Consider the following 15,263-nt stretch of genomic DNA (forward strand, 5'->3'; position numbering starts at 1 on the left):
ATGTACAGTCTGAATGGTGCTGAAAGTTGTAATTCAACATTCAACAATCAACATTACTTATACGTTTGCTTGTGTGCAAATACGTCATAACCCATTATCAGGTGGTTATTGCGGTGAGGTCCCACCTCTTCCCATTCCGAACAGAGAAGTTAAGCTCACTTGCGCCGATGGTACTGCAATGCAATGCGGGAGAGTAGGTAGCCGCCTCCTTTTAATTTCAGAAGCCTCGATTACGAAAGTAGTCGGGGCTTTTCTGTTTTTGCTTGATTTATATCAAACCTAAGTGTTACTAAGTGTTTAATTACGTAAAAATGCGCTGATAATCAGCCAATTACTTGCATAATTCGATTTTTTTTTGTATCTTTGCAAACGATAAGAATAAGGATACCAGTATCTTGTGCTTTTTGTTGTGTGAGAAGGTATCCATTAAGGTATCTAACGGGACTGAGGTGAGCAGCCTTTCTTTTTCTCACAAGTTGCCACCGCGAAATCTCTGATGTTGTATTTCAGCTTTTCAGGTTCCATAAATCAATTAATATGAAGAGAATAACAATGGTATTAGTCAGCATGTTAATGCTGACATTAGAAATTCATGCAGCGTCGGCTGCAACATCAGGAAATGTATCCTCTACCAGCGAGATGGACTGGACTCCAGTGATGGACGCTATCATTCAGGTAGAGAGTAAGGGTGATCCGAAAGCTAAGAGCGGTAACTCTGTAGGTGTGATGCAGATCACTCCAATTTTAGTAGCAGAATGTAACAATATTCTGAAGCGCAAAAAATCGAAGAAGCGCTACACTTTGGCTGATAGATATAATGTAGCTAAATCTAAAGAAATGTTTCTATTGATTCAGAGTGTCTACAATCCTCTTAATAGTATCGAGCGCGCAATCCGTTCATGGAATGGCGGTAATCATTACAGTAAGAAGCGTACTCAGAGATATTTCGAGAAGGTAATGAAACTTTTGAAAAAGTAATTCTTTTTCCATAAGGCCCGATTGTTCTGAAAAAGTGCAATCGGGCTTGCTTTTTACTCGTTTTCGCCTCTTTTATGTACGTTTTGTTGCTATTCTGTTTAATAACTGTTAAATATATGCAGATTTCTGACAATTTGTTTGGTGGAGTCGGAAAAAAGTCGTACCTTTGCACTCGCAATTCAGAAATGAGTTGATTATATCGCGGTGTGGAGCAGTTGGTAGCTCGCCAGGCTCATAACCTGGAGGTCGCATGTTCGAGTCCTGCCGCCGCAACAATGATCGGGTAAGAAGTTGGTCAACAACATCTTATCCGATTTTTTTGTGCCCTAATTTATTAATTTAACATTAAATATTTGTTTAATTCGAATTAAAGTGCTACTTTTGCACAATAATATTTTTATGTGCAATTAATAAAAAAGGAAGGGCTTCAATATGTCAGTATCCAAAACAAGACAAAAACTGGTAGATGTCGCACGACAACTCTTTGCCAAGAATGGTATAGCAAATACTACAATGAATGATATTGCTGTAGCTTCTGGTAAGGGAAGACGTACGCTTTATACTTATTTCAGTAGGAAGGAGGATGTCTATTACGCGGTGATAGAATCAGAGTTGGAGCGTCTTTCGGATAAGTTGGACGAGGTTGCTAATTGCAAGATGCGTCCACAGGATAAAATCATCGAGCTTATCTATACTCACCTCAGTATGATCAAGGAAACGGTTGTAAGAAACGGTAACCTCCGTGCTGAGTTTTTCCGAAACATCTGGATGGTTGAGAAGGCGAGAAAAAACTTCGATGAAGACGAAATAGAGATTCTCAGAAGAATTTATGCCGAAGGAAGAGAAGATGGTGAGTTTGATATTGATAACATCGATCTGGTGGCCGATATTACTCACTATTGTATCAAAGGTCTCGAGGTTCCATTTATCTATGGACGTTTGGGTCATGGCATGAATGTGGAGTCGAGCAAACCTCTGGTTGCCAAGGTGGTTTATGGTGCCTTGGGAAAGTCGGGCTTGAAACTCTAAATAAAAGATAGTAAATACGTAACTAATTGATAATTAATTAAATAAGAAAGAAATGGGATTATTAAGTGGTAAAACAGCCCTTGTAACAGGTGCTGCTCGCGGCATCGGTAAGGCTGTCGCTATGAAGTTCGCCTCTGAGGGCGCTAACATCGCATTTACAGACCTCGTACTCAACGACGATATGGCTGCCGGTTTGGAAGCTACTCGTAAGGAGATTGAGGCTCTTGGTGTAACCTGTCGTGCTTATGCTGGTAATGCAGCAGATTTCGAGGAGACACAGAAGACAGTTAAGCAGATTCATGAGGACTTCGGTTCTATCGATATCCTGGTTAACAATGCAGGTATCACCAAGGACGGTTTGATGCTCCGTATGAGCGAGGCTCAGTGGGATGCTGTTTTGAATGTAAACTTGAAGTCTGCCTTCAACTTCATTCATGCTTGCTCTCCAATCATGCTTCGTCAGCGTGGTGGTTCTATCATCAACATGGCTTCTGTAGTAGGTGTTCATGGTAATGCAGGTCAGTGCAACTATGCTGCTTCTAAGGCTGGTATGATTGCTTTGGCTAAGTCTATCGCTCAGGAGTTGGGTCCTAAGGGCGTACGTGCCAATGCGGTAGCTCCTGGTTTCATCGAGACAGCAATGACAGCACAGTTGCCTGAGGAAATCCGCAAGGACTGGATGAAGAAGATTCCATTGCGTCGTGGTGGTCAGACTGAGGATATCGCAAATGTTTGCCTCTTCCTCGCTTCCGACTTGTCTAGCTATGTTAGCGGTCAGGTTATTCAGATCGACGGTGGTATGAACATGTAATCTCTCGGCGATCGTTTTGTTGATAAAACATGCAGGTAGTTTACGAAGACAACCATATAATCATAGTCTCTAAGAGAAGTGGCGAAATCGTGCAGGGCGACAAGACCGGCGACGAACCTCTCTCGGAGACTGTGAAACAGTACATCAAGGAGAAGTATCACAAGCCGGGAAATGTATTTCTCGGTGTGGTGCATCGCCTTGACCGTCCTGTTTCGGGTTTGGTCGTATTTGCCAAGACTTCTAAGGCATTGAGCCGTCTGAACAATATGTTCCGGGATGGCGAAGTTCACAAAACCTATTGGGCAATTGTGAAGAACATGCCAAAGGACCCTGAGGCTACGCTCACCCATTGGATAGTAAGAAATGAAAAGCAGAATAAGAGCTATGCTTACGACCATGAGGTGAAAAACTCGAAGAAAGCGATATTGAAGTATAAGGTGATAGGTCATACAGACCATTATACACTTCTGGAGGTGAACTTGATGACGGGTCGTCATCATCAGATAAGATGCCAGCTTGCCAAGATGGGATGTCCTATCAAGGGAGATCTGAAATACGGTTCTCCACGTAGCAATGCAGATGGCAGTATTTCTCTCCTTTCACACAGAGTAGAATTTGTTCATCCTGTGTCTAAAGAAACAATAGTAGCAGAGGCTCCGCTGCCGGATGATAATCTTTGGCGGGCTATTGCACCCTAACTCAAAAATCCATGCTTATGAAGAGGTATGCGAAATGGGCAGGAATCACGGTGTTGACTCCATTGGTGCTCATCTTGTTGTTATCCATTCTGCTTTATCTGCCACCTGTTCAGAATTGGGCGGTAAAGCAAGTGGCTGCTTATGCCTCAGAGTCGACGGGTATGGATATTTCGGTAAAGCAAGTACGCCTCGTCTTCCCTCTGAAACTGGGAGTGGAAGGCGTAAAGGTACTTCAGCCAATCGACTCACTCAAGAATTCCCCAAACTTGGCTTTAAAAAATAAGAGAGATACCGTTGCCGACATCCAGAAGATGGTGGTAGACGTACAATTGTTGCCTCTTTTCGAAAGTCAAGTCATGGTGGATGAACTCAATTTCACCCAGATGAAGGTGAATACCACGAATTTTATTCACGAAGCCAGAATCAAGGGCAATGTAGGTAATCTGCGTCTGAAGGCTCATGGCATTGACCTCGGTAAGGAGAAGGTGAGGGTGAATCATGCCCTGTTGGCTGATGCCCGACTCTCGGTAGAACTGAGCGATACTGTGCCGCCGGATACTACGCCTAGTACCAATTTCTGGAAGGTGAATATCGAAAAACTGAAACTGAAGAACACTGATTTCGTATTACACATGCCTGGAGATACCCTCCAGGTGAATGCTTATTTTGGAGATGCGGTGGCGCAGACTACCTATCTCGACCTTTATAAAGGACTTTATCAGATAGGCCATCTTGACTGGAAGAAGGGCAAGATGAACTATGACCAGAACTATATCCGTCCGGTATCGGGCATGGACTTTAACCATATCGCCCTGTCGGCCATGACTTTGAAGGCAGACTCTTTCTATTATTGCGATTCGAAGATAGATGTCAAGATTCGTGAAGCTCAGTTTAAGGAGAAAAGTGGTTTGCAGGTAGACCAGCTCTATGGCAGATTCGTGATGGATTCCGTGAAACTGCAGTTGCCTGATATCTGTCTCCGTACCCCATACTCCCAATTGCAGGCAACGGTGGATATGGATATGAATGCCTTTGATGAGGTGAAACCTGGCAAGTTGATGGCACAGCTGAAGGGTACTTTGGGCCGTTCAGACCTGTTCCTCTTTGCAGGCGATGCCTTCCCTGGCGCCATGAAGAAGAAATGGCCTTTCTATCCGATGAAGATAGAAGGATCGTTCAAGGGAAATATGCAGCAGGCATCTTTCTCGGGCTTGAAACTGTCGCTGCCTACAGCCTTCGAACTGAGTGCTGATGGAAAATTGGGTAACCTGACGGATATGAATCGTCTGAAGGCAAATGTAGATCTGAACGCCCGTACCTATCATCTGGATTTCATTACCGCCATGCTTGACCCTTCTCTGATGCAGGAGATACGTGTGCCTAGCGGTATCGGAATCCGTGGTAACATTCAGGCAGACGGCTCCAGATATGCTACCCGACTCGCCATTACCGAAGGTCGTGGCAGGATGAAGGTAGATGCCAAGGTAGATGCGAAGACCCGGAAAGACGGCAGTATCGATATGAACCGTCTGGCTTATCAAGCTAAGATTCAGGCGCACAACATCCAGGCAAAGCATTTCCTGCCAAAACAGGATTTGCATTCTTTCACCGGCTCATTGCAGGCGAAGGGAGTGGGAACCGATTTCCTTTCTCCGCGTACCCGATTACAGGCTAAGGCACAGGTAAACCAGATTCAGTATGGCAAATACAAACTGGATCATGTATTGGCAGTGGCTCACGTTGCTAATGGTAAGGTGCATGCCGATATCGACAGCAAGAACCAGTATCTTACGGGACTCGTCAGCCTTGATGCACTTACGAATTCCAAGAAACTGGAGGCTACCCTGGTGGCAGATGTCCGCGATGTGAATCTTTATTCGTTAGAGGTAACGAAGGCACCGATGCGCCTGTCGCTCTGCGGTCACATGGATATCAGGTCCGACCTGAAGGACAGTCACGACATCATGGCTTCGATGAGTGATATTACGGTTCGTACGGCAGAAAAGAATTACCGTCCGGTGGGTGTTGACGCTGATGTCTTTACCCGCAGAGATACCACGCACGCAGTCATCGATTGCGGCGACTTCCATCTCAACATGGATGTACACGGAGGCTATAAGCAGTTGATGAGCCGTTTTGCCGGATTGCAGAAAGAATTGGCTCATCAGCTCAGGAACCATCATATCGACCAGGTGAAGATTCGCAGTCAGTTCCCTTTCGGTCATGTTTATCTTACCACAGGAAAGGACAATTTCATTTCCCGTTTCATCGCTTACTGCGGTTATGATTTCAAGACGGTGGATATGAAGATGACCATGTCGCCTGTAATAGGTGTCAATGGTTATCTCAACATTGATTCTCTGGTAGCGAGTGGCATGCAGTTGGATACGATCCGTGCCTTGGTGAAGACTGAGGGCGATACCATCCGCTATGCAGCACGTGTTCAGAACAACAGGCATAATCCTCAGTATGTGTTCCGGGCACAGGTAGAGGGCGAACTGCAGGAGAAGGGTTCCAATATCGATGCCCGCATCTATGATGCCAAAAACAGATTGGGTGTAGATGTGGGTCTGGAGGCGCTGTTGCTGGAAAACGGCGTGAAGATTTCGCTCATCGATACCCATCCTATCCTGGGTTACAAGAAGTTTACTGCCAACGATGACAACTATCTGATGTTGGGCAATGACGACCGGGTTTCTGCCAATCTGAGTCTGAAGGCAGCCAACGGCATGGGTATCCGCATATACAGCAATGATGAAAACGAAGAAGCGCTGCAGGATCTTACGGTGAGCATGAGCCAGTTTAACCTGGATAAAGTGCTCAGCGTGATTCCTTATATGCCGGATATCTCGGGTATTCTTGACGGCGACTTCCATATTATCCAGACCAAGGATGAATTCTCGGTTTCTTCTAATCTGAACATCGACAATATGGTTTACGAAAAGTGTCCGATGGGAGATGTCGGTACTGAATTCGTTTACATGCCAAAGAGCGACGGTTCTCATTATGTAGATGGTTTCCTCAATTATGAGGGTGAAGAAGTAGCTACCGTAAAGGGTACTTACAAGTCGGAAGGAAACGGTTATCTCGATGCCGAAGTGGGTATGGAGAAGTTGCCTCTGCATTTTGTCAACGGTTTTGTTCCTGACCAGATTATGGGTCTGAAGGGATATGGCGAAGGAAAACTGAGTTTGAAGGGAGCCTTGAGCCAGTTGGATGTAGAGGGCGAAGTATATCTGGATTCGGCTTACCTCGTCAGTGTGCCGTATGGCATCACGATGCGTTTTGCCAACGATCCTGTCCGTATCATAGACAGCAAGTTGCTCTTCGAAAACTTCATGATGTATGCCAACAATGAGAGTCCGCTCAATATCCAGGGCAGTCTCGACTTTACGAATATAGAGAAGATGATGCTCGATATCCGGATGAGAGCACAGAACTTCCTGCTGATTGATGCCAAGGAGAATGCCCGTTCCGAGGCTTTCGGCAAGGCGTATGTCAACTTCTATGGTGCGATGCGCGGACCGGTAAGCAATCTGAAGATGCAGGGTAAGCTGGATGTCCTCGGCAATACGGATATGACGTATGTGCTGAAAGAATCGGAACTGACTACTGATACGCAGCTCGATGAGCTGGTGAAGTTTACGAATTTCAAGAGTGGCAAGCCTGTCGTTGTCGAGCGTCCGGCACTGGAAGGATTGAACATGATGTTGGGCATGTCGATAGACGAGTCGGCTCATATCCTCTGTGCTTTGAATGCCGACCAGACCAACTACATCGACCTGATGGGCGGTGGTAATCTGACGATGACTTACAATTCGGTTGATGGCATCGGCATCACGGGCAAGTATACCCTGAACAATGGCAAGATGAAATATTCGCTGCCTATCATTCCGCTCAAGACGTTTGATATCCAGGACGGCAGCTACATAGAGTTTAACGGCGATCCGTTCAACCCGACCCTGAACATCACGGCAACAGAGAATGTCAGGACAACGGTAAACGAGGGACAGGGAACCGGCCGCTCGGTGGATTTCATTTGTGGCGTAAAACTCTCGCAGACATTGAATAAGCCAGGCATCCAGTTTATCGTTTCCTCACCAAACGATGCCACCTTGCAGGATGAACTGAACACGATGAGTATTGAAGAGCGGGGTAAGATAGCCATTACGATGCTGGCTTCGGGCATGTATCTTGCCAACGGAAATACCAATTCGTTCTCCATGAACAGTGCCTTGACCTCATTCCTCAACTCAGAGATCAATAATATTGCAGGTTCTGCGATGCGTTCTGTGGGTGTGGATGTCGGTATGTCGGTAGATAACTCCACCAATGCAGCAGGTGCCATGCACACCGATTACAACTTTAAGTTTGCCAAGCGGTTCTTCAACAACCGCTTGAGTTTCAGTGTGGGCGGCAAGGTTTCTACCGGTGCAGAAATGGAGAATGCAGCCAACAATGATGATGCATTCTTCAACAATATCGAATTGCAGTACCGTCTCAACGAAGGTGCGAGCCAGTATATCCGTGCCTTCTACAACAATAATACCTACGATTGGCTCGAAGGTTTGATAGGTGAGTACGGTGTCGGTTTCAAATGGCAGAGAAAGTTGCAGCATTTCAAGGATATCTTCCGTTTCAAGACCGATAAGCAGCAGATTCCTGCAGCCCCAATGGAGAAGAATCCTACGGTGAAGAAGCATACGAATGAGAAGAAGCATACGAATGAGAAGAAGGATACGATGGAGAAAGCCAAAACAAAGGACTTTGACCCATTGAAACTTAACGAAAAGTAATGAGCGATATGAAACAGCAGAACAGGTTATACCTTATTATATATGTGGCAGCATTGCTGATGTTGTCGGGGCAGCTCATAACGGGTTGCTCTTCAACCAGTGCGCTGAAAGAAGACGAGCAGCTGTTTACGGGTCTGGTACCTATCGAGTATAAGAACTACGAGAAGGGAGCCTATGCCGATTCTACCATCACCGAGATGGAGTATGCCCTGGCTTCGGCTCCGAACGGTGCCTTGTTCGGAAGCAGCTATTACCGCACGCCGTTCCCTGTGCGTCTGTGGATATGGAATGCTTTCTCTCAGTCGGATGGAGCACTGGCTAAGTGGATAACCAAGGTATTCGGTTCCAAACCTAAGCTGATGGCGAATGTGAATCCGCAGCTCCGTGCCCAGGTAGCCGAGCATCAGCTCGATAAATATGGCTATTTTAACGGTAAGGTGACTTATGATGTGCTGACACAGAGCAATCCGAAGAAGGCGAAGGTTGCCTATCAGGTAGACTTCGGTCATCTCTGGACGCTTGATTCGATGGCTTATCTCAACTTCCCAGCCAAGAGCAAGCAGCTGATAGATGCTTCCATGAACAAGGCGCTCATACGGAAGGGGAGTCCTTTCAATGTCGCCAACATGGAATCGGAACGTCAGCGTATCACTCGTCTGTTCCGCAACAGGGGCTATTATTTCTATCAGAACAGTTATGCTTCTTATCTTGCCGATACCGTGAATGTGCCCGGCAAGGTGCAGTTGCGGCTGATGATGGCAGACAGCGTGGACGATAGGGCTACCCGCCAGTGGTATATCGGAAAGATTCATGTTAATTTCAGAAAGCAGTATATGGAGGAGTTGAAGGATTCCTTTGTGCGCAGCTATCTGAGTTTCCATTATAATGGAAGAAAGATGCCGATACGTCCGGGCATCGTTTTGCAGAGTCTGCGCCTGCGTCCCCGTGAACTGTATCGGGTACGTACCGAGGAGCGTGCCAAGACCGGACTCCAGGAGATGGGACTCTTCAGCTATTCCAGCATCCAGTTCACTCCCCGTTCGGTGCAGACCCTAGACAGTCTGGGCAATGTAGTATATCGTGATACCTTGGATGCCAATATCGATCTGGTATTCGACAAGCCATACGATTTCTATGTCGAGGCAAATGCCCGCGGCAAAACGACCGGTAGAGTAGGACCGGAGTTGGTAGTGGGTCTTACCAAGCGCAATGCTTTTCATGGAGGCGAGAAACTTACTGTCAACCTGCATGGTTCGCATGAGTGGCAAACCGTCAGTCAGGCTGGTGGAGGTTCTACCCGCATCAATTCCTATGAATACGGATCGGATGTTTCCGTAGAGTTCCCTCGCATCATCACGCCTTGGAATATGTTCAGAACGATGGAGCAGAATGAGCGCAGATACCGTGCCGGGCATATGCCTACCAAATATCGGGGTGTGCCAACTACTACCATCAAGGCTTCGATGAATGTGCTGAACAGAGCCAGCTATTTCCGACGTCATGTGGCAGCGGGCGAGTTAACCTATGCGTGGTCTACCTCTTACCAGCATCAGCATTCTTTCAGTCCGCTGATTCTCTCTTATGAGTTTATGAACAGCCGCACAGCCGCTTTCGATAGCATCCTCGCCCTGCATCCTTATCTTCAGATATCGATGCGCGACCAGTTTGTGCCTAAGATGAGTTACACCTATACTTATCGCAGTCCGCGCCGTTACCGCCATCCTATCACATGGTCAACCACCATCAGTGAGGCAGCCAATATCCTTTCGCTCGGTTACATGGCGGCCGGAAAGGGATGGAATGAGAAAGACAAGAAGATGTTCAAGAATCCGTTTGCTCAGTTCCTGAAACTGGAGACAGATTTCGTGAAATATTGGCGTATCACCCAGGATGGTACGCTGGTGGGACATGTCAATGCCGGCATTATCTGGAGTTATGGCAATGCCGAGAATGCTCCTTATTATGAGCAGTTCTATATCGGTGGTGCCAACAGTGTACGAGCCTTTAATGTGCGGAGTATCGGACCGGGCAGATACCAGCCTACCAACAGCAAGTATTCGTATATCGACCAGACGGGCGACATCAAGTATCTGATGAATCTGGAATACCGTCAGAAGGTATGGGGCGATCTCTATGGAGCCCTTTTCCTGGATGCAGGTAATGTGTGGACCTTACGCAACCATGAGTACAGTCCGCTCGGCAAGTTTGATGTAGACAAGTTTTTCCGGCAGCTGGCGGTAGGCACCGGTGTCGGTGTGCGTTATGACATGGGTCTGTTTGTGATACGTGTCGACTGGGGTATCGGTCTGCATGTTCCTTACGATACCGGCAAGAATGGCATCTATAACATCCGTCGGTTCAAGGATGCCCAGAGTCTGCATTTCGCTGTGGGTTATCCTTTCTAGGTTTAGCCTGGGAGATGTGTCCGGAAATAAGTCTGATATGTGTTACAGATAGTGTATAAAAGAATAAAAATTGATATTAATCAAAAAAAAGTAGGAAAACTTGCGGTTAACTGCATTTTTTTTGTTACTTTTGCATCGTTATTTTATAAATAACTATATCAACTATTAATAAATAAAAGTATAGACAAAATGAAACCTACGTTATTGCTTCTGGCTGCCGGTATGGGTAGCCGTTATGGTGGTTTGAAACAGCTTGATGGTCTGGGTCCTAATGGTGAGACTATCATGGACTACAGCATCTATGATGCTATTCAGGCTGGTTTTGGAAAGATCGTATTCGTTATCCGCAAGGACTTCGAAGATCAGTTCCGTGAGAAGATTCTTTCAAAGTATGAGGGTCATATTCCTGCAGAACTTTGCTTCCAGGCATTGGATGATCTCCCAGAGGGATTCTCAGTTCCTGAAGGTCGTGAGAAACCATGGGGTACAAACCATGCTGTCCTGATGGCAAAGGATATCATCAAGGAGCCTTTCTGCGTAATCAACTGTGATGACTTCTATAACCGCGATTGCTTCATGGTAATCGGCAAGTTCCTCTCTGAACTTCCAGAGGGCAGCAAGAACCGTTATGCCATGGTTGGTTTCCGTGTGGGTAACACCTTGAGTGAGAATGGTACCGTAGCTCGCGGCATCTGCTCTAAGGATGCTGATGAGAACTTGACGACCTGTGTAGAGCGTACCGAGATCATGCGTATCGACGGTAAGGTATCTTACAAGGACGAGCAGGGCGAGTGGGTTGCTGTTGGCGACAATACTCCTGTTTCCATGAACGTTTGGGGCTTCACACCTGATTACTTCCAGCATAGTGAGGAGTACTTCAAGGAGTTCTTGAGTGATCCTAAGAATATGGAAAACAAGAAGGCTGAGTTCTTCATCCCATTGATGGTCAACAAGCTCATCAATGAGGGTACAGCTACCGTTAAGGTGCTCGATACTACCAGCAAGTGGTTTGGTGTAACTTATGCAGCCGACCGCCAGAGTGTTGTTGATAAGATCCAGCATCTTATCGATGAGGGTGTTTATCCAAACAAGCTCTTCTAATTTAATGTGATGGATATAAACATTAATATATTGACAGATCAGGAAGCCGCTATTCTCCGAGAGACGATAGCGGCTTCTCATCGTATTGTCGTCTGTGCACATAAGTCGCCAGACGGTGATGCCGTCGGCTCTTCTTTGGGATGGGCTGGTTATCTTCGCTCTTTGGGCAAGAAAGTTGACATTTGTGTGCCGGATATGATACCGGATTCTATTTCCTGGTTGCCTGGAGCTGCCGGTATCCTGCGATATGACAGACAGCCTGAACTGGTGCAGCGAGCTTTCGATGAAGCCGACCTGGTATGCTGTGTTGACTTTAGCAGTGAGGGACGTCTTGATGAGATGGACCATGTATTGTTGGGTTGCAAGACTCAGCGTGTCATCATCGACCACCATCTGGCTCCTAATCTTGAGGCTAAGCTGCTGGTTTCGCAGCCACATGCCAGCAGTGCCAGCGACCTGGTATTCCGTGTAGTCTGGCAGTTGGGAGGCTTCCCACAGATGGATCAGACTTGGGCTACCTGCATCTATTGCGGCATGATGACCGATACGGGCGGTTTCACCTATAATTCTACCCAGCCTTATATCTATTACATCATCTGCTTGCTGCTTACCAAGAACATCGACAAGGATAAGATATACCGCAATGTCTTCAATAATGCCCGCATTCCGGCAGTCCGGTTCCGTGGCTATCTGATGAATGAAAAGTTGCAGGTCGTAGAGGGACTTCATGCCAGTTTCTATACCGTGACCCGTAAAGAGTTGAAGAAGTATGACTTTATCAAGGGCGACCTGGAAGGATTGGTGAACGTGCCTCTTACTATCAAGGGTCACAAACTCTCCATTTCTCTTCGTGAAGATACAGATATAGACAATCGCATATTGGTAAGTCTCCGTTCGGTAGACGATTTCCCATGCAATAAGATGGCAGCCGAGTTCTTCAATGGTGGCGGTCATCGCAATGCTTCTGGCGGCAAATTGCTTTGCAGCATACAGGAGGCAGAGCAGATAGCACTGAAGGCTATCCTGGCATACGCCGATATGCTGAAGTAGCCGTTTTTTTCCTTAGAAATGACGAAAAAGACAGAAAACAACCCCGTTTTGAGGCAATAGGATGATAATAAGTGATAAATAATAATAAAATCAACCTATTCCTCTCGGTGTTGTCTTATCTTTTTTGTACCTTTGCCCAATAAATCAGATTTTAAAAAGAAGAATGAAGAAATTTTTGTTTGCAATGATTGCTTTCGCGGCTGTTTTATCGTTTGCCGCATGCAATGATAGTGAGACTTATAAGGACATGCGCGACAGAGAGCTCGATTCTATCAGCTCTTTCTTGCGTAAGGAAAATATTAACGTCATCTCTGAGGATGAGTTCAACAGACGTTGGAAAAATAATGAAAAACTGACGGATACAGCAAAGAACAACAACGAATGGGTACTTTTCAACAGTAACGGTATCTACATGCAGGTGATTGACCAGGGATGTGGCGACTATATCAAGAAAGGTACATCGGTAGATGTATTGGTCCGCTTTGATGAGTATAACCTTTCGTATGCTGCAGAAATGAGCGATAAGTGTCTCACGCTTTCAAACAAAGTTCCTGCTTATTCCTATTATATAGATAAGATAAGCGTTACCAATACTTCCGGTACATTTACCGGTTCTTTCGTTGATCCTAAAGCCAGTCTGATGGCCAATACATATAATTCATCCAATTATGGCAGTGTAAGTTCTACCGTGCCTAGCGGTTGGCTCATACCATTCACCTGGATTAAGATAGGCAGACCGAAGACTGATGATGAACGCATCGCTCATGTCCGCCTGCTCGTACCTCATTCTTACGGTACCACATCGGCATCGGGCAGTGTGCAGGCATGTGTCTACGACATGACCCTGCAGAAAGGAAGATAAACATAAAAAGAGATATATTTATGACACTGATTAAGTCAATTTCTGGTATCCGCGGTACTATCGGCGGTCCAGCGGGCGATACTTTGAATCCGCTCGATATCGTAAAGTTCACTTCAGCATACGCTACCTTCATTCGCCGTAGCGGTGCTTCTGAGAGTAATACCATCGTTGTAGGCCGTGATGCGCGCATCTCTGGCGAGATGGTAAAAAATGTGGTTTGTGGAACCCTCATGGGTATGGGCTACGATGTGCTGAACATCGGTCTGGCTACTACTCCTACCACCGAACTTGCTGTTACCATGAGTGGTGCCGCCGGCGGTATCATCATCACAGCTTCTCACAACCCACGCCAGTGGAATGCCCTCAAGCTCCTCAACGAGAAGGGTGAGTTCCTCACAGCAGCTAATGGTAACGAGGTGCTGGGTATCGCAGAGAAGGAAGACTTCGACTATGCGGATGTGGATCATCTCGGAAAATATACTGAAGACAATACATTCAACAAGCGCCATATCGACTCCGTACTTGCTTTGAAACTCGTAGATGTCGAAGCAATCAAGAATGCCCACTTCAAGGTTTGTGTAGATTCCATCAACTCAGTTGGTGGCGTTATACTTCCAGAGTTGCTCGATGCGCTCGGTGTAGCATATACTTTCCTCAATGGTGAGCCTACAGGCGACTTTGCTCATAATCCGGAGCCATTGGAGAAGAACCTCGGTGGTATCATGGATGAGTTGAAGAAGGGTGGCTACGATATGGGTATCGTTGTAGACCCTGATGTTGACCGTCTGGCTTTCATCTGCGAAGATGGCAAGATGTTTGGCGAAGAGTATACCCTGGTAAGTGTGGCAGATTACGTATTGGGCAAGACTCCAGGCAATACCGTCAGCAACCTTTCATCTACCCGTGCCCTCCGTGATGTTACCGAGAAGCATGGTGGCAAGTACACCGCAGCTGCTGTAGGCGAGGTGAATGTAACTACCAAGATGAAGGATGTTCACGCTGTTATCGGTGGTGAAGGCAATGGTGGAGTTATCTATCCAGAGAGCCATTACGGTCGTGATGCCCTCGTTGGTATCGCCCTCTTCCTGAGCAGTCTGGCTCACAAGGGCTGCAAGGTGAGCCAGCTCCGTGCCAGCTTCCCTAACTATTTCATCGCCAAGAACCGCATCGACCTGACTCCATCTACCGATGTAGATGCTATCCTCGTGAAGGTAAAGGAGATGTATGGTAAGGAGAAGGATGTCACCGTAACAGATATCGATGGCGTCAAGCTCGATTTCCCTGACAAGTGGGTTCACCTCCGCAAGAGTAATACCGAGCCTATCATCCGCGTATATAGCGAGGCTTCTACCATGGAGCAGGCTGATGAACTGGGCAAGAAGCTCATGCAGGTGGTTTACGATATGCAGTAAGATACTGAATATGAGATCATATAAAAAGAGATGAAGCAACGTAGATTTTGCTTCATCTCTTTTTTTTGGTATGCTCGGCATGAGCTTATTCTAATGGGTGCAAGTCCCTAACAAGCCCTAA

Annotated in this window: 10 protein-coding genes, 1 tRNA gene and 1 rRNA gene; all 12 read left to right on the plus strand. The window is 46.4% G+C overall.

The genetic code is table 11. The features are described from left to right. Positions 1-97: 97 nt before the first annotated feature. The 12 genes from rrf (at position 98) to glmM (ending at position 15,142) form a co-directional block, all read left to right on the plus strand. A 5S ribosomal RNA gene (rrf, locus tag F7D47_RS07035) occupies positions 98-210 on the plus strand. Between the two features lie 327 nt (positions 211-537). Next, positions 538-978, plus strand: a complete 441-nt coding sequence (locus tag F7D47_RS07040; protein ID WP_022120324.1) for a lytic transglycosylase domain-containing protein — start codon at positions 538-540, stop codon at positions 976-978. A gap of 200 nt (positions 979-1,178) precedes the next feature. Next, positions 1,179-1,251, plus strand: a tRNA-Met gene (locus tag F7D47_RS07045). 159 nt (positions 1,252-1,410) lie between these two features. Next, positions 1,411-2,007 carry a TetR/AcrR family transcriptional regulator gene (locus F7D47_RS07050; protein WP_006847902.1) on the plus strand — a complete coding sequence of 199 codons (597 nt, stop codon included), beginning with the start codon at positions 1,411-1,413 and terminating at the stop codon, positions 2,005-2,007. Between the two features lie 52 nt (positions 2,008-2,059). Then, the gene (fabG, locus tag F7D47_RS07055; RefSeq protein WP_022120325.1) at positions 2,060-2,818 is read left to right on the plus strand and encodes a 3-oxoacyl-[acyl-carrier-protein] reductase; all 759 of its coding nucleotides are present in this window, start codon (positions 2,060-2,062) and stop codon (positions 2,816-2,818) included. Between the two features lie 29 nt (positions 2,819-2,847). Continuing rightward, positions 2,848-3,516, plus strand: a complete 669-nt coding sequence (locus F7D47_RS07060; RefSeq protein WP_117694064.1) for an RluA family pseudouridine synthase — start codon at positions 2,848-2,850, stop codon at positions 3,514-3,516. A 17-nt stretch (positions 3,517-3,533) separates the two neighbouring features. Next, positions 3,534-8,312: a translocation/assembly module TamB domain-containing protein gene (locus F7D47_RS07065; RefSeq protein ID WP_228113444.1), complete on the plus strand. Its 4,779-nt coding sequence runs from the start codon at positions 3,534-3,536 to the stop codon at positions 8,310-8,312. After that, entirely contained in the window at positions 8,312-10,717 is a 2,406-nt protein-coding gene (locus F7D47_RS07070) for a BamA/TamA family outer membrane protein (protein WP_153086776.1), read from the plus strand. Before F7D47_RS07065 ends, F7D47_RS07070 begins: the two co-directional genes overlap by 1 nt. 189 nt (positions 10,718-10,906) lie before the next feature. After that, the gene (locus tag F7D47_RS07075) at positions 10,907-11,818 is read left to right on the plus strand and encodes a nucleotidyltransferase (RefSeq protein WP_022120329.1); all 912 of its coding nucleotides are present in this window, start codon (positions 10,907-10,909) and stop codon (positions 11,816-11,818) included. Between the two features lie 15 nt (positions 11,819-11,833). Further along, the gene (locus F7D47_RS07080; protein ID WP_420377572.1) at positions 11,834-12,868 is read left to right on the plus strand and encodes a DHH family phosphoesterase; all 1,035 of its coding nucleotides are present in this window, start codon (positions 11,834-11,836) and stop codon (positions 12,866-12,868) included. Between the two features lie 163 nt (positions 12,869-13,031). Beyond that, the gene (locus F7D47_RS07085) at positions 13,032-13,730 is read left to right on the plus strand and encodes a DUF4827 domain-containing protein (RefSeq protein ID WP_153086777.1); all 699 of its coding nucleotides are present in this window, start codon (positions 13,032-13,034) and stop codon (positions 13,728-13,730) included. 20 nt (positions 13,731-13,750) lie between these two features. After that, positions 13,751-15,142, plus strand: a complete 1,392-nt coding sequence (glmM, locus tag F7D47_RS07090) for a phosphoglucosamine mutase (RefSeq protein WP_153086778.1) — start codon at positions 13,751-13,753, stop codon at positions 15,140-15,142. The last annotated feature ends 121 nt before the right edge of the window (positions 15,143-15,263 follow it).

The sequence above is a fragment of the Segatella copri genome, assembly GCF_009494835.1.
GTDB lineage: Bacteria > Bacteroidota > Bacteroidia > Bacteroidales > Bacteroidaceae > Prevotella > Prevotella copri_F.

Coding starts and splice junctions, on each gene's coding strand:
- F7D47_RS07040 (WP_022120324.1), top strand. CDS start 538: ATGAAGAGAATAACAATGGTATTAGTCAGCATGTTAATGCTGACATTA.
- F7D47_RS07050 (WP_006847902.1), top strand. CDS start 1,411: ATGTCAGTATCCAAAACAAGACAAAAACTGGTAGATGTCGCACGACAA.
- fabG (WP_022120325.1), top strand. CDS start 2,060: ATGGGATTATTAAGTGGTAAAACAGCCCTTGTAACAGGTGCTGCTCGC.
- F7D47_RS07060 (WP_117694064.1), top strand. CDS start 2,848: ATGCAGGTAGTTTACGAAGACAACCATATAATCATAGTCTCTAAGAGA.
- F7D47_RS07065 (WP_228113444.1), top strand. CDS start 3,534: ATGAAGAGGTATGCGAAATGGGCAGGAATCACGGTGTTGACTCCATTG.
- F7D47_RS07070 (WP_153086776.1), top strand. CDS start 8,312: ATGAGCGATATGAAACAGCAGAACAGGTTATACCTTATTATATATGTG.
- F7D47_RS07075 (WP_022120329.1), top strand. CDS start 10,907: ATGAAACCTACGTTATTGCTTCTGGCTGCCGGTATGGGTAGCCGTTAT.
- F7D47_RS07085 (WP_153086777.1), top strand. CDS start 13,032: ATGAAGAAATTTTTGTTTGCAATGATTGCTTTCGCGGCTGTTTTATCG.
- glmM (WP_153086778.1), top strand. CDS start 13,751: ATGACACTGATTAAGTCAATTTCTGGTATCCGCGGTACTATCGGCGGT.